Origin of the sequence: Novosphingobium lindaniclasticum LE124, assembly GCF_000445125.1 — a bacterium.
In the GTDB taxonomy this organism is placed as follows: Bacteria; Pseudomonadota; Alphaproteobacteria; order Sphingomonadales; family Sphingomonadaceae; genus Novosphingobium; species Novosphingobium lindaniclasticum.
The window spans coordinates 94064-113246 of sequence record NZ_ATHL01000054.1 but is presented as its reverse complement, the minus strand read 5'-3'; the positions used below and the strand labels follow the sequence as shown (position 1 = coordinate 113246).

Below are 19183 nucleotides of genomic sequence, written 5' to 3'. Positions count from 1 at the left end.
CTGGCGGACCCGGAGCGAATGGACGCGATCCGCGCCCGCGCCCGCGTGGAGGCGCGCCGCCGCTTCTCGCGCGAGAACCACGTCCGCCAGGTGACCGCCGCCTATCGGGAACTGGCCGGGCGCCGGCTCCCACGAGGATGAGCCGGGCTCGCCTGAGTATTTCCCGGATAACCCTTAATAACCAAGGCATTCCGCCGCTCTTTGCGTCAACCTGTCGTCGAAGGTTCCACTGGAGCCGCACCGCTCTCGAAAGCGGCGTGGAAGGTGGAGCCAGCTCAATTCTTGAGGGAGGGCAAACCCATATGTCTCACGGTCTCGCAAGCCTGTTCCGGCTCCGCCCGCTGGTGGCGGTTCCCCTGGCGCTGACGCTGGTTTCCACGTCGATGCTGGGCGCATGTTCCTCGCCCACCGCATCGTTGCCAGCGCTCGCCTCCACGCCCGGCGGCGCCTACAAGGTGGGGGCGGGCGACAAGCTCCACATCGTGGTGCAGGACCTGCAGAGCGCCAACGGCGACTATATCGTGGAGGACAGCGGGGCGATCTCGCTGCCCTATATCAAGCAGGTGAACGTCGCCGGGCTGACCTATCGCGAGATCGAGCAGGGCATCGCCGCCTCGCTGCTGCGGCAGGGGATCATGACCGGCGATCCGGTGGTCAACGTCGGGCCGGTGGAGCTGCGGCCGTTCTACGTCGTGGGCGAAGTCAACAAGCCCGGCCAGTTCGAGTACCGTCAGGGCATGACCGTGCTCGCGGCGATCTCGGCAGCGGGCGGCTACACCTATCGCGCCAAGACCGGCAAAGTCGCCGTGACCCGCGTGGTGAACGGCAAGGACGTGACCGCCAGCGCCGACGAGTTCGCCGTCATCCTGCCGGGCGACCGCATCCGCGTCTACGAGCGGTGGTTCTGAGGCCGTGCGGGGGGCAATCGCACTGGCCGCGCCGGTTCCGTTCCTGCTCGCGGTGCCGCAGCAGGCACTGGCCCAGGCGCGCGACATCGGTTCCACCGCCTCGGCGGTCTATCCCAACGACAAGGCGTACCGGGAACTGCCCATGCGCCTCGGCTCGCTCAACGTCAGTCTCGGCGGCGAAGCGCGGGTGGAGTACGACACCAACGTCTACGCCACCCCCAGCAACGCGCGCGACGACGTCCATCTGGAACTGACGCCGGAACTGCAGGTGAGCACCGGCCAGGGCACGCTGACCGGCCAGGCCCACGCCGCCGCCACCGTCCGCCGCTTCGCCAATCTCAAGACCGAGAACACCGAGGCCTGGTCTCTCGACGGCACCCTGCGCTGGTCGCCTTACGCCACCACCTCGCTCACCGGGCGCGCCTTCTGGAACCGCACCGTCGAGGAGCGCGGCAGCCCGGAATCGCGGCAGGATCCCAACTCCGGCCCGCGCGAGATCGACAGCCTGGGCGCCGACCTGCGCTTCCGCCACATGGCGCGCCGCATATTGTTCGATCTTCAAGGCAACTTCACCAAGTTCGACGCCGTATCCCGTGCCGACGACAACCGCGACTTCAACGGCATGAACGGCGTCGCCACCGTGGGCTGGCGCGTCACCGGCATAACCTCCGTGACGGCCAGCGCCTTCATCGCCCGGCGCGATTTCCGCCAGGAGTTCACCCCCACCGGCGAGAAGCGGAACACCACCACCTGGGGCGGCCGCCTCGGCGTGGAGTTCGAACCGGGCGGCGTGCTCCAGGGCAACCTCTCGGCGGGCGTTTTCCGCTTCAGCCCGGACGAGAAGACCATACCCGGCCGCACCGGCCTCTCCGTCTCCGGCAGCCTCACCTACCGCCCGAGAGAACGCACCGCGATCATGCTCGACGCCTTCAACGGCGACGTCGCGACATTCCGCAGCGGCGCCCAGGGACGTACCGACACGACCCTCAAGCTCTCCGTCCAGCAGGAGATCCGCCACAACCTCTTCGCGACCGTGGCCGCCGGTTACCGGCGCACGCGCTATGTCGGCACCGGCGTCAAGGAGCAGACGCCGACGGTGCAGGGCGAAGTCGAGTACGTCGTGTCGCGCAACATGTCGGTGGCCGGCTATGCCATCTTCGGCAAGCGCAACAGCGACGACGCCTCGCAGGAATTCGACCGCCTCAAGCTGGGCGCCTCGTTCCGCCTGCGGTTCTGACCGGGCGTCATTCCCCGGCGGCAACTTGCGCCGCTTCCGCCGCCTTGCGCGCCTCGACCTGGGCACGCAGACCGGCGATGCGCTCCTGGATCGAGGCCCGGACATCTTCGAGCGAGGGATACGACGCCTCGATCTCGGCCCGGATCCGCTCGTAGAGCGGATCGCCGGGACGGGGGTCGCGGCGGCTGTTGCGATGGGGGTCGCCATAGCGCTCGGGCAGGCGCTGGCGCAGCAGGAACAGCATGAGCTGGGTATCGTGGCGCGTCCAGGTGGCGACCACTTCGCCCCCGCTGACCACCGGCCGTTCCTCGCCCCGGATCGCCCGTTCGAGCGCGCAGTCCTCCAGCCGCATCATGCCCCGGTCCACCGCGAGGTTCCAGGCCCGCGCAAAGCCTTCCGCGCCGGGCAGGGCGCGCAGCTTGTAGAGCGCCTCCATCGACGCCCCGATCGCCCGCGCCGCCTGGGTGACGATGCCCGAGGCCGCCAGCGCCGCGATGAAGGCGCGCTGCCGCTCCGGCGTGATCGAGTTGGCACGCGGCGCCTTGTGGACATAGGCCGCGAAGCCGAGCAGCGGATCCTCGGGATCGATCGCATCCTCGAAGAAGGCCGCGCGCGATGTCCGCCGCCCCGGCCGCACGGACGCGCAGCGCACCCGTTCCTCCCCGACCCGGGGAGGGCGACTGCCGACGAAGTCGGTATCGGAGGGGCAGGGGCAATCCGCCCCGCCTCGATCGAGAGACGACACCCCCGAACCTGCCCCGCCCCGCTCCCGCCGAGCCGCCTTCCCGCGACGACGTTTCGAGGAACCCTGACCTGAAGATTTTCTGCCGGAAGACATAAGACAACCCCGCTCTCGCTGTTGAACCTGTGTTCCCAATGGCAGGCCGGTTTAACGTGAGCGGGTGGCTGTAGGAAAATTGTTTGCAGGAAGGGCCAATTCGCGGGCTTTCATAGACTTTCGATGCACCACTTATCAGCTTCCGGCGTTCGGTTGCGAGCGTTCTACGTCATATAGGGGGGGCGGTCAGGCAGCTTTCGGAGTAAAATCGTGCAATCATGCCATTCCGGTTTCGGCAGCGCGGCTGCGCGCCGCCTGTGACGGAAACGGGTGGCTAGCTGCCATTGCGCCGCTCGCGACAGCTTTGCTCAGCGGTCGCATGCCAATCTCTGGCCACTCCGTGGAGCATCACCATGCAGGCGGGAAGAGCAAGCGCGATCAAGAACACTCGAAGCTTCGGCGCGAACTTCATTTTTTCCATAAAGATCGCGCTCAAGCCGAAAATGGGGATTAGGCCCACCTTCGTGAGACCGTAGAAATAGCCATACGGTTCGCAAGGGGTTGCGGTGCTGAAAACAAGATAAGCGACCGACGCGAGCGCAGCGACAAAAAACAAAAGGCTCAGTACGGTAGCGAGAGCGGGAACTAGCCAGCGTTCGAACATGAAGCTGTTTGATAATCGCAAATCGAACGACGGCAATGGGGCGGATCCGGTCAGGCAGCTTTCGGAGTAAAATCGTGCAATTTTACCATTCCGGTCCCGGGAGCGCTGCTGTGCGCGTTCTATGACGAAAACGGTGGGTGAGCCGCCGTTAGGCATCTTACCTCGACGCAATCTGCCTCGGCTGCTGCAACACCCGTTCAGTTCGGAATGTGACGTTTCCGTGTCGCAAGCCAAGCCCCGCAAGCTGAGGAAAGCGTCACGGGAAGGCTCCAAACAGCCAGATAGATTAATTTAGGTTCCTGTAAATCATAGCCGTCCATCGCCGACTTCAAGGCAAGCAAAACGATCAGGGCGGTGGGAAATAGACCAATTGCAGTACGAGTAATCGTCCGGGCTGATAGATCCATCGAGCCGCACCACCTCGATAGGACCCAAGCTGCGAGGAAAGTGAGCAAGAGCAAGATGTAATACACAGCAGCTTCCTTGCGGTAACGCGAATTCACTTCGCTACCAAATTTGCGGATAAATCGCAAAAATGCGGTTGCGAGACATGCTCAAAGGCGGTGCATGAAGTTCATGCCAACGTCCCATCTGGGGGCGGGTCTGGTCAGGCCGCTTTCAGATTGAAGTCGCCAATTCCGGCTCCGGAAGAGCGGCTGCGCGGCGCCTAGGCATGAAGTAGCGCCTAGCTTCCGTTCGATCCGGCCACCGTCCCGGACTTGATCCGGGACCGCTGGCAGGGCCGCTCGAAGCCTGAAGGCAGCAGTGGCCCATCGCAAGCTCTCGCCTCAAGAGTACCTGGCGGTTCCGGATCAAGTCCGGGAGGACGCAAATACGCGAGCATGGGAATGCGGGCGGCTTTCCCGCAAGGATGACCTCTTGGCATCTCTCCGCGAACTGTTTGTCATCAAGGTCGGCGCAGCGGAGGCGACCGGCTGCTCCAAGCGATTTCCGCGAGCCGACCGCATCGGGCGTCGGCCATGCTCGCGTCCCGATTTCCTTGACCCGCCGCGCCAAATCTCCTAAGGGCGCGCATCTCCTGCGGGTGTTCTTGCAGGAAACGACATAGAGCTGAACATTGTCCTGTCAGCTTTTCCGGGCCTTTCCCCGCAGCATGGCTGCGGGAAGGGCGGTTCGAAGCCTTCTTTCGCCGAGTCGCGAAAAGGGTGTTCCTACGGGAAGGCGCAGGGCAAAGTAATCCGGTGCTAACGGCCGGGTGGAGTGTTTTTCGGCTCACGTTCGACGGTCGCCAGGTGCGAACCGCCAGCGGGCACGGCTTCGGTCGGGCGCAGGCAGGTTAGGGGCACTCGGGCGCTTCGGCGTGATCTCTCGAAAATATTCCGTCCTTTCAGATGCTCCGGGCTTGGTGTCGGACAGCCCCTTGGGGTGCGAAGGGTTCGCGCCGGTGCCGCCTGTTTCGACGGGAAGCCGCTCCGGTCCGGATCCATCGCACTCCCATTTGAAAGAAGAGTATAGATGCCCACTATCAACCAGCTGATCCGCAAGGGTCGCGAGCCGCAGAAGGCCAAGTCGAAGGTTCCTGCGATGGAGCAGAACCCGCAGAAGCGCGGTGTTTGCACCCGCGTCTACACCACGACCCCGAAGAAGCCGAACTCGGCTCTCCGCAAGGTCGCCAAGGTGCGCCTGACCAACAGCCGCGAAGTCATCTCGTACATCCCGGGTGAAGGCCACAACCTGCAGGAGCACTCGGTCGTGCTCATCCGCGGCGGCCGCGTCCGCGACCTTCCCGGCGTTCGCTACCACATCCTGCGCGGCGTGCTCGACACCCAGGGCGTCAAGGATCGCAAGCAGAGCCGCTCGAAGTACGGCGCCAAGCGTCCGAAGTAAGCCGGCCCGCGGGGCTTTCCGCCTCGCACGGTACAAGATTTACCGGCCGGTGATGCGCACGCTCCCGCCCGAAAGAACAAGGAATATCAACGATGTCACGTCGTCGTCGTCCCGAGAAGCGGGAAATCCTGCCCGATCCCAAGTTCGGTGATCAGGTCCTGTCGAAGTTCATGAACAACCTCATGCTCGATGGTAAGAAGTCGGTCGCCGAATCGATCGTCTATGGCGCCATGGAAACCATGGAAACCCGCGCCAAGACCGACCCGGTCCAGCTGTTCCACGATGCCCTGAACAACGTGAAGCCGCAGATCGAAGTCCGCAGCCGCCGCGTCGGCGGTGCGACCTACCAGGTCCCGGTCGAAGTCCGTCCGGAGCGCGCCCAGGCTCTCGCCATCCGCTGGCTGATCACGGCTGCCCGCAACCGTCCCGAGACCACCATGTCGGCGCGTCTCTCGGGCGAGCTGCTCGATGCTGCCAACAACCGCGGCAATGCCGTGAAGAAGCGCGAAGACACGCACCGCATGGCGGACGCGAACCGCGCCTTCTCGCACTACCGCTGGTAATGTGCGTGGTGTCGCCCGGATCGACCCCTTCGTTGGCGGTCATCCGGGCGTCACACTTTTAATTCAGGGGGCGAGGTCTTATCTGAAGGCCGCCTTGCTCCCGAAACACTCCTGCTAAGGATTCTCACCATGGCACGCAGCCATCCGCTGAACATGTACCGCAACATCGGTATCATGGCGCACATCGACGCTGGTAAGACCACCACTACCGAGCGTATCCTCTACTACACCGGCAAGTCCTACAAGATCGGCGAAGTCCACGACGGCGCTGCGACCATGGACTGGATGGAGCAGGAGCAGGAACGCGGCATCACCATCACCTCGGCTGCGACGACCTGCTTCTGGACCTCCGAGGGCCAGGAATACCGCATCAACATCATCGACACCCCCGGGCACGTCGACTTCACCATCGAAGTCGAACGCTCGCTGCGCGTGCTCGACGGTGCGGTCGCCTGCTTCGACGGCGTTGCCGGCGTCGAACCGCAGTCCGAAACCGTATGGCGTCAGGCCGACAAGTACGGCGTTCCACGCATGTGCTTCATCAACAAGCTCGACCGCACCGGTGCGAACTTCAAGTACTGCGTGCAGTCGATCATCGACCGCCTCGGCGCGACGCCTGCCGTGCTTTACATGCCGATCGGCCTCGAAGCCGACCTGAAGGGCCTGGTCGACCTGGTTCACAACCGCGCGATCGTCTGGAAGGACGAATCGCTCGGCGCCGAATTCTTCTACGAAGAAATCCCGGCCGAACTGGCTGACGAAGCCGCCGAGTACCGCACCAAGCTCATCGAACTTGCCGTCGAGCAGGACGACGAAGCGATGGAAGCCTACCTGGAAGGCAATGAGCCGGACGTCGCCACGCTCAAGAAGCTGATCCGCAAGGGCACGCTGGGCCACGCATTCGTGCCGGTCGTCTGCGGTTCGGCGTTCAAGAACAAGGGCGTTCAGCCCCTGCTCGACGCCGTCGTCGACTACCTGCCTTCGCCGCTCGACATCGAAGACGTCCAGGGCGTCAAGGTCGACAGCGACGAGGCCGACAGCCGTCCGCCGGAAGACACCGCACCGTTCTCGGCGCTCGCCTTCAAGGTCATGAACGATCCCTTCGTGGGCTCGCTCACCTTCATCCGCATCTACTCGGGTACGCTCTCGAAGGGCTCGTACCTGAACTCGGTGAAGGGCAAGAAGGAAAAGGTCGGCCGCATTCTCGAAATGCACGCCAACGACCGTAAGGACATCGAAGAAGCCTTCGCGGGCGACATCGTTGCTCTTGCCGGCATGAAGGAAACCACCACGGGCGACACGCTCTGCGCGGAAAAGGCGCCGATCGTTCTCGAACGCATGGAATTCCCCGAGCCGGTCATCGAACTCTCGGTGGAACCGAAGACCAAGGCCGACCAGGAGAAGATGGGCGTCGCGCTCAACCGTCTCTCGGCCGAGGATCCCTCGTTCCGCGTCTCTACCGACCACGAGTCGGGCCAGACGATCATCAAGGGCATGGGCGAACTTCACCTGGACATCATCGTCGACCGCATGCGTCGCGAGTTCAAGGTCGAAGCCAACGTCGGCGCTCCGCAGGTCGCCTATCGCGAATACCTCGCCAAGGCTGTCGATGTGGACTACACCCACAAGAAGCAGTCGGGCGGTACCGGTCAGTTCGGCCGCGTGAAGATCAAGGTCACGCCGGGCGAGCGCGGTGCGGGCATCACCTTCAAGGACGAGATCAAGGGCGGTAACATTCCGAAGGAATATATCCCCGCGATCGAAAAGGGCATGCGCGAAACCGCTGCCTCGGGTTCGCTGGTCGGCTTCCCGATCATCGACTTCGACATCGTCCTCTACGACGGTGCCTACCACGACGTCGACTCGTCTGCCCTGGCCTTCGAAATCGCCGGTCGCGGTGCTATGCGTGAAGTCGCCCAGAAGGCCGGCATCAAGCTGCTCGAGCCGATCATGAAGGTCGAAGTCGTCACCCCCGAGGAATACCTCGGCGACGTCATCGGCGACATGAACAGCCGTCGTGGGCAGATCCAGGGTACCGACAGCCGCGGCAACGCCCAGGTCGTGGAATCCATGGTCCCGCTGGCCAACATGTTCGGTTACGTGAACCAGCTCCGCTCGTTCACCCAGGGCCGTGCAAACTACTCGATGTTCTTCTCCCATTACGACGAAGTCCCGGCCAACGTCGCGGCTGAAGTCAAGGAGAAGCTTGCCTAACAGGCAAGATAAGACTACGGGCGGCGCCTGTTTCAGCGGGCGCCGTCCATTCCCGCAGATTCGATTTCAAGCGAAAAGAAGGTTTGAACAATGGCGAAGGCAAAATTCGAGCGGAACAAGCCGCACTGCAACATCGGCACCATCGGTCACGTCGACCACGGCAAGACGACCCTGACGGCTGCCATCACCAAGGTCATGTCGGAAGTGTTCGGCGGTGAAGCCGTTGATTTCGCCAACATCGACAAGGCTCCGGAAGAGCGCGAGCGCGGCATCACCATCTCGACCGCTCACGTCGAGTACGAGACCGACGCCCGTCACTACGCGCACGTCGATTGCCCGGGTCACGCCGACTACGTGAAGAACATGATCACCGGTGCTGCCCAGATGGACGGCGCGATCCTGGTCGTGAACGCCGCTGACGGCCCGATGCCGCAGACCCGCGAGCACATCCTGCTTGCTCGCCAGGTCGGCGTGCCGCAGCTCGTCGTGTACATGAACAAGGTCGACCAGGTCGATGACGCCGAGCTCCTGGAGCTCGTTGAACTCGAAGTTCGTGAACTGCTCTCGTCGTACGACTTCGACGGCGACAACATCCCCGTCGTCAAGGGTTCGGCCCTGGCCGCTCTCGAAGGCCGTGACGACGAGATCGGCAAGAACTCGATCCTCGAGCTGATGAAGGCCGTCGACGAATTCATCCCGCAGCCCCCGCGTCCCACCGACAAGGCATTCCTGATGCCCGTCGAAGACGTGTTCTCGATCTCGGGTCGTGGTACGGTCGTCACCGGCCGCGTCGAAACCGGCATCGTCAAGGTTGGTGAAGAAGTCGAAGTCGTCGGTATCCGCGACACGCAGAAGACCACGGTCACCGGCGTCGAAATGTTCCGCAAGCTGCTCGACCAGGGTGAAGCCGGCGACAACATCGGCGCACTGGTGCGCGGCCTGAAGCGTGACGACGTTGAGCGTGGCCAGGTTCTCGCCAAGCCGGGCACCGTGACCCCGCACACCGAGTTCTCGGCTGAAGTCTACGTTCTGTCGAAGGACGAAGGCGGCCGTCACACGCCGTTCTTCGCCAACTACCGTCCGCAGTTCTACTTCCGCACCACCGACGTGACCGGCGAAGTGATCCTGCCCGAGGGCACCGAGATGGTCATGCCCGGCGACAACGTTTCGCTGTCGGTGAAGCTGATCGCTCCGATCGCCATGGACGAAGGTCTCCGCTTCGCAATCCGCGAAGGCGGCCGCACCGTCGGTTCGGGCGTCGTTGCCACGATCACGAAGTAATTCGTCGATCTACAGCTACGGCTAAGTGATTGGCCCGGGCTTCCGAAAGGAAGCCCGGGCTTTTCGTGTCCGGAAGGGTAGGGGCAAAAGACACTTTGTCGGCGCCCTGCAGATTCCCGCAAACTAGGGCTTGATCGACTCGGCGTCCCCGTGTAGGGGCGCGGTTCGAATTTGACGGGACTTTACGTCCTTTGGCTCTTTCTCATCGGTAGTAGGTAATGGAAGCTCAGAACATCCGTATCCGCCTGAAGGCGTTTGACCATCGCGTGCTCGACCAGGCCACTGGTGAAATCGCTGACACGGCCCGTCGCACCGGCGCTCTGATTCGTGGGCCCATTCCCCTGCCGACGAAGATCGAGAAGTTCACGGTCAACCGTGGTCCGCACATCGACAAGAAGTCGCGTGAGCAGTTCGAAGTCCGCACCTACAAGCGCCTGCTTGACATCGTGCAGCCGAACGCAGCTACCGTCGACGCTCTGATGAAGCTCGACCTGGCTGCCGGCGTGAATGTCGAGATCAAGCTGGCCTAAGCCGGTTTGCGAGGCTGCCTTCGGCGGCCCCGACAGTCTTTTGATCGGACTTTAAACGATCGGTGAAATTCGGATCCTCGGATCCAAATTACCTTGTCGGCCCATGGCCGGCTTTGCGGGCCACAGCCTGCAGAGACAGCGCCCCGGACAAAAGGTTCGGGGACACAAGGGATACCTCCGCTGCCTTCCTTCGGGAAGGTGTCGGGAATGCGTCCCCCGTCTCGTTTCCGCGGTCCATGATGGGCTTGCAGGGAACACCTGACCCGGACGGGGTTCGTATCATAGCAGGGTTGGACACGCGTGCGAGGGATGGTCCTGCGTACGCCTCTGTAAGGAGAAAGGTCATGCGTACAGGCGTGATCGCCAAGAAAGTCGGGATGACCCGCCTGTTCCAGGAGGACGGTCGCCATGTGCCCGTCACTGTCCTGGCACTTGAAGACTGTCAGGTGGTTTCGGTTCGTACTGCTGATCGTGACGGCTACGTCGCGGTTCAGCTCGGTGCGGGCGAAGCAAAGCAGAAGAACGTTGCCAAGCCGCAGCGCGAACATTTCGCCAAGGCTCAGGTTCCCCTGAAGATGCGCGTCGCGGAATTCCGCGTCGCCGACGACGCCCTTCTGGAAGTCGGCGCCACGATCGCAGCCTCGCACTTCGTGCCCGGCCAGCTGGTCGATGTAGGCGGCCACACCCAGGGCAAGGGCTTCCAGGGCGCCATGAAGCGCTGGGGCTTCGGCGGTATGCGCGCCACCCACGGTGTTTCGATCTCGCACCGTGCGCACGGTTCGACGGGTAACCGTCAGGATCCGGGCAAGGTGTTCAAGAACAAGAAGATGGCCGGCCACATGGGCGACCGTCAGCGCACCCAGCAGAACCTCGAAGTCGTCCGCGTGGACGACGAGCGTGGCCTGATCTTCGTCAAGGGCTCGGTCCCCGGTTCGAAGAACGCCTGGCTCACCGTGTCGGACGCCGTCAAGGTCAACCGTCACGCCGAGGCTCCGTACCCCGCCGGCATCAAGTCGGTTGCCAACACCAATGATACGGCCGCTGCCGTGACCCCGGCCGAAGCCGCGGCTCCCGAAGCGACCGAAGGCCAGGAGGGCTAATCATGAAGGTTCAGGTCCTCAACATCGACGGTTCGGCCGCCAACGCCGATATCGAGCTTTCGGACGACGTGTTCGGCCTCGAGCCGCGCGCGGACATCCTGCACCGCGTCGTTACCTGGCAGCTCGAAAACCGTCGCGGCATCGCCCGCGCGACCCGCGAGCGTTCGGACGTTGCCCGCACAGGCAAGAAGTTCGGTCGCCAGAAGGGCGGCGGTACGGCGCGTCACGGCGACCGTGCAGCTCCGGTCTTCATCGGCGGTGGTAAGGCTCACGGTGCCCGTCGCCGCGAGTTCAACATTTCGCTGAACAAGAAGATCCGTGCACTCGGTCTGAAGATGGCCCTTTCGGCCAAGGCTCAGAACGGTCTCGTGATCGTCGACTCGCTCGACGTTTCCGACGCCAAGACCAAGGCGCTCGCCGGCCAGCTCGCCAAGGCGAACTTCGGCAAGAAGGTTCTCGTCATGGACGGTGAGCAGGTCAACGAGGGCTTCGCCCTGGCTGCCCGCAACATCGTCGGCGTGAACGTGCTCCCGGCTGTCGGCGCGAACGTCTACGACATCCTGAAGCACGATACGCTGGTGCTGACGCGCGCCGCTGTCGAAAAGCTGGAGGCGCGTTTCAATGGCTAAGAGCAACGTGGATATCCGTCACTTCGACGTGATCCTCTCGCCCCACATCACCGAGAAGTCGACCCTGCTTTCCGAGCAGAACGCGGTCGTCTTCAAGGTTGCTGACAAGGCGACCAAGCCCGAGATCAAGGCCGCCGTCGAGGCTCTGTTCGACGTCAAGGTCACCGGCGTGAACACGCTGGTCATCAAGGGCAAGACCAAGCGCTGGCGCGGTAAGGCTTACCGCCGCAGCGACGTGAAGAAGGCGATCGTCACGCTGGCCGAAGGTCAGTCGATTGACATCACCGAAGGCGCGCGGGGTTAATTTCCGATGGCACTCAAGACTTACAACCCGACCAGCCCCGCCCGTCGCGGCCTGGTCCTCGTCGACAAGTCGTCGCTCTGGAAGGGCAAGCCCCTCAAGGCGCTGACCGAAGGCAAGAGCAAGACCGGCGGCCGCAACAACAAGGGTCACGTGACCTCGCGCGGCATCGCTGGCGGCCACAAGCAGAAGTACCGCTTCATCGACTTCAAGCGTCGTAAGTGGGACATGGAAGCGACCGTGGAGCGTATCGAATACGATCCCAACCGCACCGCTTTCATCGCACTCGTGAAGTACACGGATGGTGAACTGACCTACATCATCGCGCCGCAGCGCCTCGCCGTGGGCGATGTCGTCGTCGCCGGTGAGAAGACTGACGTGAAGCCCGGCAACGCCATGCTTCTGTCGCAGATGCCGGTCGGCACGATCTGCCACAACGTCGAGATGAAGCCCGGCAAGGGTGGTCAGATCGCCCGTTCGGCAGGCACCTACGTGCAGGTCGTCGGTCGTGACCGCGGCATGGTCATCGTTCGTCTGAACTCGGGCGAGCAGCGCTACCTGCGCGGCGACTGCATGGGCACCGTTGGGGCCGTGTCGAATCCCGACAACGCCAACCAGACCCTCGCCAAGGCCGGTCGCGGCCGTTGGCTGGGCCGTCGCCCGCTGACCCGCGGTGTTGCCAAGAACCCGGTCGACCACCCGCACGGTGGTGGTGAAGGCCGTACCTCGGGCGGCCGTCACCCGGTCACTCCGTGGGGCAAGCCGACCAAGGGCGCTCGCACTCGCAACAACAAGCAGACGGACAAGATGATCATCCGTTCGCGCCACGCCAAGAAGAAGAGGTAAGACACGATGGCACGTTCCGTCTGGAAAGGCCCCTTCGTCGACCTGTACCTTCTCAAGAAGGCCGAGGTCGCGCAGGATGCCGGTGCAAAGGCTTCTCCGATCAAGACCTGGTCGCGTCGCTCCACCATCCTTCCGCAGTTCGTTGGCCTGACCTTCCAGGTCTACAACGGACACAAGTTCATCCCTGTCTCGGTCAACGAGGACATGGTCGGCCACAAGCTCGGTGAATTCGCGCCCACGCGCACCTTCCCCGGCCACGCTGCCGACAAGAAGGGCAAGCGCTAATGAGCAAGCAGGCAGCACCCCGCCGCGTAGGCGAGAAGGAAGCTCTTGCGGTCGGAACCACCATCCGTGGTTCCGCCCAGAAGCTCAACCTCGTCGCCGCCCTCATCCGTGGCCGCCGTGCCGAGGACGCGATGAACATCCTGGCCTTCTCCAAGAAGGCGATGGCCCAGGACGCCCGCAAGATCCTCGCATCGGCGATCGCGAATGCGGAAAACAACCACAACCTCGACGTCGACGCGCTCGTCGTCGCCGAGGCGTCGGTCGGCAAGTCGATCACCATGAAGCGTTTCCACGCTCGCGGTCGCGGCAAGTCCACCCGGATCCTCAAGCCGTTCTCGCGCCTGCGGATCGTCGTTCGCGAAGTCGAGGAGGCCTGAGCCATGGGTCACAAGAGCAATCCGATCGGTCTGCGTCTGCAGATCAACCGTACCTGGGACAGCCGCTGGTTCGCGGAAGGCCGGGACTACGGCAAGCTGCTTGAGGAAGACCTCAAGATCCGCAAGTTCATCATGGAGACGGTGCCCCAGGCTGCGGTCTCCAAGGTGGTCATTGAGCGTCCGGCCAAGCTGTGCCGCATCTCGATCTACGCTGCCCGCCCCGGTGTCATCATCGGCAAGAAGGGCGCGGACATCGAGAAGCTGCGCAAGCAGCTTGCGAAGATGACCTCGAGCGAAGTGAAGCTGAACATTGTCGAAATCCGCAAGCCGGAAATCGACTCCAAGCTCGTCGCCCAGGGCATCGCCGATCAGTTGATCCGCCGTGTGGCGTTCCGCCGTGCGATGAAGCGCGCCGTTCAGTCGGCTCTTCGTCTCGGCGCCGAAGGCATCAAGATCACCTGCGGTGGTCGCCTTGGTGGTGCGGAAATCGCGCGTACCGAATGGTACCGCGAAGGCCGCGTGCCGCTTCACACCCTGCGTGCCAACATCGACTATGCCGAAGCCGAGGCGCTGACCGCCTATGGCATCATCGGCATCAAGGTCTGGATCTTCAAGGGCGAAATCCTTGGCCACGACCCGATGGCGCAGGACCGCCTGATGATGGAGGCGCAGACCTCCGGCGTGCGTCCGGCACGCGATGACCGCAGGAACTAAGAGTCATGCTGCAACCGAAGAAGACCAAGTTCCGCAAGGCCTTCAAGGGCCGGATCAAGGGTGATGCCAAGGGTGGCACCGACCTGAACTTCGGCTCGTACGGCCTCAAGGCCCTCGAGCCGGAGCGGATCACCGCCCGCCAGATCGAAGCGGCTCGCCGCGCGATCACGCGTCACATCAAGCGCCAGGGCCGTCTCTGGATCCGCGTTTTCCCCGACGTGCCGGTTTCGAAGAAGCCTGCAGAAGTCCGTCAGGGTAAGGGCAAGGGTTCGGTCGAATACTGGGCTGCCCGCGTCAAGCCGGGCCGCATCCTGTTCGAACTGGACGGCGTCGCTGGCCCCCTCGCAGCCGAGGCTTTCAGCCGCGCTGCGATGAAGCTGCCGATCAAGACCAAGGTCGTGGCTCGCCTCGGCGACACCTCGCACCTTGGCGGCGAGTAAGGAAGTCGAATCATGGCTAACAAGATCGAAGACCTTCGCGCCAAGACCGACGACCAGCTCACCGCTGACCTCGTCGAGCTGAAGCGCGAGCAGTTCAACCTGCGGTTCCAGGCCGCGACCAGCCAGCTTGAAGCGCCCGCGCGCATCAAGCAGGTGCGTCGTGACATCGCCCGCATCAAGACGCTCCAGGCCGAGCGTGCGGCGCAGGCCTAAGGAGGAAACACGATGCCCAAGCGTATTCTGATCGGGACCGTCGTTTCCGACAAGACCGACAAGACCGTGACTGTGCTGGTCGAGCGCAAGGTGAAGCACCCCCTTTACGGGAAGATCATCCGCCGCTCGAAGAAGTATCACGCTCACGACGAAGACAACGCCTTCAAGACCGGCGAGCGCGTCCGGATCGAGGAGACGAAGCCCTTCTCGAAGACCAAGACCTGGAAGGTTCTTGACCGTCTTCAGGCGAGCAAGGGTACGGCGCTCGAAGCCGAGGTATAAGATTTGGACCGGCCATGTCCTTGGCGACATGGCCGGTTCGATCTGCCTCGGCCTCAGGGCCAGACAAGAGTGTTGACCTGGACGGGTGAATGCGTCAAATGCGCGCACTTCGCCCGTCGGGGCGACTCGGGCCCCTCGTGGGCCTGTCTTTTTAGGAACTGCCGGACTTGTTCCGGCAAGCCAGTTGAGAAGGACTCGGATCGATGATCCAGATGCAATCCAATCTCGACGTCGCGGACAACAGCGGCGCAAAGCGCGTTCAGTGCATCAAGGTACTGGGCGGCTCCAAGCGTCGTTTCGCAGGCGTCGGCGACATCATCGTGGTGTCGGTGAAGGAGGCGCAGCCCCGCGCTCGCGTCAAGAAGGGCGACGTTCACCGTGCGGTGATCGTGCGTACTCGCAAGGACGTCCGTCGTACCGACGGCAGCGTCATCCGCTTCGACAGCAACGCGGCGGTGCTCATCAACAAGAACGAGGAGCCGATCGGCACCCGTATCTTTGGCCCCGTCGTGCGCGAGCTTCGCGGCAGAGGCTTCATGAAGATCATCTCGCTTGCTCCGGAGGTGCTGTAATGGCTGCCGCGAAGATCAAGAAGGGTGACTCCGTCGTCGTCCTGTCCGGCAAGGACAAGGGCCGCACCGGCACCGTGCTTCAGGTTCTCCCGAAGGACGCCAAGGTCGTGGTCGAGGGCGTGAACGTTGCTACCAAGCACCGCAAGCCGACCCAGCAGAATCCGCAGGGTGGCATTGAGCGTGTTCCGGCCCCGATGGCGATCAGCAAGATCGCCGTTGCCGACAAGGATGGCAAGCCGACCCGCGTTCGCTTCGAAACCAAGGACGGCAAGAAGGTCCGCGTGGCCGTGAAGTCCGGGGAGACCATCGATGGCTGAGAAGTACACTCCGCGTCTGCGCTCGAAGTACGACGCTGAAATCGCGAAGGCGATGACCGAGAAGTTCGGTTACAAGAACGTGATGGAAGTGCCGAAGATCGAGAAGATCACGCTCAACATGGGTGTCGGCGAAGCGAGCCAGGACAAGAAGAAGGTCCAGACCGCTGCTGCCGAGATGGAAGCCATCGCCGGCCAGAAGCCCGTCGTGACCAAGGCCCGCAAGTCGATCGCGCAGTTCAAGCTGCGTGAAGGCATGCCGATCGGCTGCAAGGTGACGCTCCGCCGCGAGCGCATGTACGAGTTCCTCGATCGTCTCGTGACCATCGCAATGCCCCGCATCCGCGACTTCCGTGGCCTGAACCCCAAGTCGTTCGACGGTCGCGGCAACTACGCGATGGGTCTCAAGGAGCAGATCATCTTCCCGGAGATCAGCTACGACAAGATCGAGAAGGTGCGTGGCATGGACATCATCGTCACCACCACTGCGAAGACCGACGAGGAAGCACGCGAACTGCTTCGTCTGTTCGGTTTCCCGTTCCCGGCTGAAGAGTCGGAACAGAAGGAAGCGGCGTGAGCCGCTGAGGAAGAGAGCTTAAGTCCATGGCGAAACTGAGTTCCGTGAACAAGAACGAGCGTCGCAAGAAGCTCGTGAAGAAGTATGCAGGCAAGTACGAGCGCCTCAAGGCGGTCGCTGACGATGAATCGCTCGACGAAACCGAGCGTCTCATTGCTCGCCTGAAGCTGGCCGAGATCCCGCGCAACGGCAACCCGACCCGGGTTCGCAACCGCTGCGCCACGACCGGCCGTCCGCGCGGTTACTACCGCAAGTTCGGCCTGTGCCGCGTCGAGCTGCGTGATCTTGCCAACAAGGGCATGATCCCCGGCGTGACCAAGTCGAGCTGGTAAGGGTTAGAAGCAATGGCATTGACCGATCCCCTGGGTGATATGCTCACCCGCATCCGTAACGGACAGCAGGCCAAGAAGGACACCGTCCTTTCGCCCGCTTCCAAGCTTCGTGCTCGCGTGCTCGAAGTGCTTCAGCGCGAAGGCTACATCCGTGGCTTCAGCGATGACGCGACCGGCGCGCACCCGCAGCTTCGCATCGAGCTGAAGTACTTTGAAGGCGAACCCGCCATCAAGCACATCGCTCGCGTCTCCAAGCCTGGCCGCCGCGTCTACTCGGGTTCCAAGGAACTCCCCGTGGTTCGCAACGGTCTCGGCATCACCATCGTCTCGACGCCCCGCGGCGTGCTCTCGGATGCCGAAGCCCGCTCGCAGAACGTCGGCGGCGAAGTGCTGGCGGAGGTGTTCTAATGAGCCGCATCGGCAAGAAGCCGGTCGTGATCCCTGGCGGGGTCACTGCCGCCATCGATAACGGCGTGCTCAGCGTGAAGGGTCCCAAGGGCACTCTGACGCTGGGTCTGTCGGACCTCGTGACCTACTCGGTCGAGGAAGGTTCGATCGCCGTTCAGCCCGCGAACCAGACCAAGGCTGCCCGTAGCCACTGGGGCATGCAGCGCACTCTCGTTTCGAACCTGGTTGAAGGCGTGACCAACGGCTTCTCGAAGGTCCTCGAAATCAAGGGCGTCGGTTACCGCGCGACGGCTCAGGGCAAGAACCTGAAGCTCCAGCTCGGCTACTCGCATGACGTGGACATCGCCGTGCCGGAAGGCATCGAGATCAAGACCCCGGATAACACCACGGTCGAAATCTCGGGTATCGACAAGCAGAAGGTCGGCCAGCTCGCGGCCGAGATCCGTCGCTGGCGCAAGCCCGAACCCTACAAGGGCAAGGGTATCAAGTACCGCGGCGAATTCATCTTCCGCAAGGAAGGGAAGAAGAAGTAATGGCCAAGCTTTCCCTTTTCGAGCGCCGTCGCCGGCGCGTCCGCACGGCCCTCAAGGCCCGTTCGGGTGGTCGTCCCCGTCTGTCGGTGCACCGCACCGGCCGTCACATCTATGCGCAGATCATCGACGATGCGCAGGGTCACACCGTGGCTGCCGCCAACACGCTTGGCGCCAAGGGCACCGATACCGATGCCGCAGTGCGCGTTGGTAAGGAACTCGCCGAGGCCGCCAAGAAGGCGGGCATCACTTCGGTCGTGTTCGATCGTGGCGGTTTCCTCTTCCATGGCCGCGTCAAGGCGCTGGCCGAAGCCGCCCGTGAAGGCGGGCTGGAGTTCTGATCATGGCTGACGAAAACATCAACGAAGCGCCGATCGCGGCCGAGCACCCGCAGGGTGGCGACGCGCAGGACACTCGTGAAGGTCGTGGCCGTGGTCGCGGCCGTGGCGAACGCGGTGAGCGTGGCGGCCGTGGCCGTCGCGATGACCGTCGCGGTCGTGGCAACAACGAGGAAGAACAGGGCGAGGAGCTCATCGAGAAGCTCGTCCACATCAACCGCGTCTCGAAGACCGTCAAGGGCGGTAAGCGCTTCGGCTTCGCAGCTCTCGTCGTCGTTGGCGACGGCAAGGGCCGCGTCGGCTTCGGCCATGCCAAGGCACGCGAAGTTCCCGAGGCGATCACCAAGGCCACCGCTTCCGCAAAGAAGAAGATGGTCCGCGTGGCGCTCAAGGAAGGCCGTACGCTTCACCACGACGGCAAAGGCCACTTCGGCGCCGGCAAGGTGAACGTCCGTTCGGCTCCGGCCGGTACCGGCATCATCGCCGGCGGCCCGATGCGCGCCGTGTTCGAGAGCCTGGGTGTTCACGACGTGGTGACCAAGTCGGTCGGCACCTCGAACCCGTACAACATGATTCGCGCTACCTTCGACGCGCTCGTCAACCAGACTTCGCCGAAGTCGGTTGCTCAGCGTCGTGGCAAGAAGGTCGCAGACCTGCTTGGTCGCGGTGGCGCCAGCGAGGCAGAGGCTGAAGCCGCTGCCGAAGCCATCGCGGAGTAAGTCTCATGGCGAAGATCAAGATCAAGCAGATCGGTTCGCCGATCCGTCGCCCCGAAAGCCAGAAGAAGATCCTCATCGGTCTTGGCCTTGGCAAGATGCACAAGGTCGTCGAGCGCGAAGATACCCCGGAAGTCCGTGGTGCGATCGCGAAGCTGCCGCACATGGTTGCGGTAATCGACTGAT

28 protein-coding genes are annotated in these 19183 nt (G+C 63.1%); 26 read left to right on the top strand and 2 right to left on the bottom strand.

The window, feature by feature from the left end; all coding sequences use genetic code 11:
- Positions 1-302 precede the first annotated feature (302 nt).
- Complete coding sequence (locus L284_RS32335) at positions 303-908, top strand: polysaccharide biosynthesis/export family protein (protein ID WP_021233453.1); 606 nt, start codon at positions 303-305, stop codon at positions 906-908.
- A 4-nt stretch (positions 909-912) separates the two neighbouring features.
- Positions 913-2145 carry an outer membrane beta-barrel protein gene (locus L284_RS32330; RefSeq protein ID WP_021233452.1) on the top strand — a complete coding sequence of 411 codons (1233 nt, stop codon included), beginning with the start codon at positions 913-915 and terminating at the stop codon, positions 2143-2145.
- Between the two features lie 7 nt (positions 2146-2152).
- On the opposite strand, the gene L284_RS32325 is transcribed toward L284_RS32330, so the two are convergent.
- Positions 2153-2797, bottom strand: a complete 645-nt coding sequence (locus tag L284_RS32325; RefSeq protein WP_021233451.1) for a hypothetical protein — start codon at positions 2795-2797, stop codon at positions 2153-2155.
- Positions 2798-3257: 460 nt separating this feature from the next.
- On the bottom strand, positions 3258-3743 hold the full coding sequence (locus L284_RS32320; RefSeq protein WP_152524633.1) for a hypothetical protein: 486 nt from the start codon (positions 3741-3743) through the stop codon (positions 3258-3260).
- A 1320-nt stretch (positions 3744-5063) separates the two neighbouring features.
- On the opposite strand from L284_RS32320, the gene rpsL reads away from it, so the two are divergent.
- The 24 genes from rpsL (at position 5064) to rpmD (ending at position 19182) form a co-directional block, all read left to right on the top strand.
- A complete protein-coding gene (rpsL, locus tag L284_RS32315; protein WP_007682177.1) occupies positions 5064-5435 on the top strand; it encodes a 30S ribosomal protein S12 in 372 nt (123 codons plus the stop codon).
- Between the two features lie 92 nt (positions 5436-5527).
- Positions 5528-5998, top strand: a complete 471-nt coding sequence (rpsG, locus tag L284_RS32310; protein ID WP_021233449.1) for a 30S ribosomal protein S7 — start codon at positions 5528-5530, stop codon at positions 5996-5998.
- Positions 5999-6127: 129 nt separating this feature from the next.
- Positions 6128-8212: an elongation factor G gene (gene fusA, locus L284_RS32305; protein WP_021233448.1), complete on the top strand. Its 2085-nt coding sequence runs from the start codon at positions 6128-6130 to the stop codon at positions 8210-8212.
- Between the two features lie 90 nt (positions 8213-8302).
- Positions 8303-9493 (top strand): elongation factor Tu, encoded by a 1191-nt coding sequence (gene tuf, locus L284_RS32300; RefSeq protein ID WP_021233447.1) that lies wholly within the window; start codon positions 8303-8305, stop codon positions 9491-9493.
- A 218-nt stretch (positions 9494-9711) separates the two neighbouring features.
- Positions 9712-10023 carry a 30S ribosomal protein S10 gene (gene rpsJ / locus L284_RS32295; RefSeq protein WP_007011873.1) on the top strand — a complete coding sequence of 104 codons (312 nt, stop codon included), beginning with the start codon at positions 9712-9714 and terminating at the stop codon, positions 10021-10023.
- Between the two features lie 344 nt (positions 10024-10367).
- Positions 10368-11123: a 50S ribosomal protein L3 gene (gene rplC, locus L284_RS32290; protein WP_021233446.1), complete on the top strand. Its 756-nt coding sequence runs from the start codon at positions 10368-10370 to the stop codon at positions 11121-11123.
- Positions 11124-11125: 2 nt separating this feature from the next.
- On the top strand, positions 11126-11752 hold the full coding sequence (gene rplD / locus L284_RS32285; protein ID WP_021233445.1) for a 50S ribosomal protein L4: 627 nt from the start codon (positions 11126-11128) through the stop codon (positions 11750-11752).
- A complete protein-coding gene (locus tag L284_RS32280; RefSeq protein ID WP_021233444.1) occupies positions 11745-12056 on the top strand; it encodes a 50S ribosomal protein L23 in 312 nt (103 codons plus the stop codon). Before rplD ends, L284_RS32280 begins: the two co-directional genes overlap by 8 nt.
- A 6-nt stretch (positions 12057-12062) precedes the next feature.
- Positions 12063-12899, top strand: coding sequence for a 50S ribosomal protein L2 (gene rplB / locus L284_RS32275; RefSeq protein ID WP_021233443.1), 837 nt, complete (start codon positions 12063-12065; stop codon positions 12897-12899).
- A 6-nt stretch (positions 12900-12905) separates the two neighbouring features.
- Positions 12906-13184: a 30S ribosomal protein S19 gene (gene rpsS / locus L284_RS32270; protein ID WP_021233442.1), complete on the top strand. Its 279-nt coding sequence runs from the start codon at positions 12906-12908 to the stop codon at positions 13182-13184.
- Positions 13184-13561: a 50S ribosomal protein L22 gene (gene rplV, locus L284_RS32265; RefSeq protein ID WP_021233441.1), complete on the top strand. Its 378-nt coding sequence runs from the start codon at positions 13184-13186 to the stop codon at positions 13559-13561. The genes rpsS and rplV overlap by 1 nt, the downstream gene beginning before the upstream one ends.
- A 3-nt stretch (positions 13562-13564) precedes the next feature.
- Positions 13565-14275 (top strand): 30S ribosomal protein S3, encoded by a 711-nt coding sequence (gene rpsC, locus L284_RS32260; RefSeq protein ID WP_021233440.1) that lies wholly within the window; start codon positions 13565-13567, stop codon positions 14273-14275.
- A gap of 5 nt (positions 14276-14280) precedes the next feature.
- The gene (rplP, locus tag L284_RS32255) at positions 14281-14715 is read left to right on the top strand and encodes a 50S ribosomal protein L16 (protein WP_021233439.1); all 435 of its coding nucleotides are present in this window, start codon (positions 14281-14283) and stop codon (positions 14713-14715) included.
- 12 nt (positions 14716-14727) lie between these two features.
- Positions 14728-14928, top strand: coding sequence for a 50S ribosomal protein L29 (gene rpmC / locus L284_RS32250; protein ID WP_021233438.1), 201 nt, complete (start codon positions 14728-14730; stop codon positions 14926-14928).
- Positions 14929-14940: 12 nt separating this feature from the next.
- On the top strand, positions 14941-15210 hold the full coding sequence (gene rpsQ / locus L284_RS32245) for a 30S ribosomal protein S17 (protein WP_021233437.1): 270 nt from the start codon (positions 14941-14943) through the stop codon (positions 15208-15210).
- 203 nt (positions 15211-15413) lie between these two features.
- The gene (gene rplN, locus L284_RS32240; RefSeq protein WP_021233436.1) at positions 15414-15782 is read left to right on the top strand and encodes a 50S ribosomal protein L14; all 369 of its coding nucleotides are present in this window, start codon (positions 15414-15416) and stop codon (positions 15780-15782) included.
- The gene (gene rplX / locus L284_RS32235; protein WP_021233435.1) at positions 15782-16099 is read left to right on the top strand and encodes a 50S ribosomal protein L24; all 318 of its coding nucleotides are present in this window, start codon (positions 15782-15784) and stop codon (positions 16097-16099) included. Before rplN ends, rplX begins: the two co-directional genes overlap by 1 nt.
- The gene (rplE, locus tag L284_RS32230; protein ID WP_021233434.1) at positions 16092-16673 is read left to right on the top strand and encodes a 50S ribosomal protein L5; all 582 of its coding nucleotides are present in this window, start codon (positions 16092-16094) and stop codon (positions 16671-16673) included. Before rplX ends, rplE begins: the two co-directional genes overlap by 8 nt.
- 26 nt (positions 16674-16699) lie before the next feature.
- Positions 16700-17005, top strand: a complete 306-nt coding sequence (rpsN, locus tag L284_RS32225) for a 30S ribosomal protein S14 (RefSeq protein WP_021233433.1) — start codon at positions 16700-16702, stop codon at positions 17003-17005.
- 12 nt (positions 17006-17017) lie between these two features.
- Positions 17018-17413, top strand: coding sequence for a 30S ribosomal protein S8 (rpsH, locus tag L284_RS32220; protein ID WP_021233432.1), 396 nt, complete (start codon positions 17018-17020; stop codon positions 17411-17413).
- A complete protein-coding gene (gene rplF / locus L284_RS32215) occupies positions 17413-17946 on the top strand; it encodes a 50S ribosomal protein L6 (protein ID WP_021233431.1) in 534 nt (177 codons plus the stop codon). The genes rpsH and rplF overlap by 1 nt, the downstream gene beginning before the upstream one ends.
- A complete protein-coding gene (rplR, locus tag L284_RS32210) occupies positions 17946-18284 on the top strand; it encodes a 50S ribosomal protein L18 (protein ID WP_021233430.1) in 339 nt (112 codons plus the stop codon). The genes rplF and rplR overlap by 1 nt, the downstream gene beginning before the upstream one ends.
- 2 nt (positions 18285-18286) lie before the next feature.
- Positions 18287-19000: a 30S ribosomal protein S5 gene (gene rpsE, locus L284_RS32205; RefSeq protein ID WP_021233429.1), complete on the top strand. Its 714-nt coding sequence runs from the start codon at positions 18287-18289 to the stop codon at positions 18998-19000.
- Between the two features lie 5 nt (positions 19001-19005).
- Positions 19006-19182, top strand: a complete 177-nt coding sequence (gene rpmD, locus L284_RS32200) for a 50S ribosomal protein L30 (protein ID WP_021233428.1) — start codon at positions 19006-19008, stop codon at positions 19180-19182.
- The last annotated feature ends 1 nt before the right edge of the window (position 19183 follow it).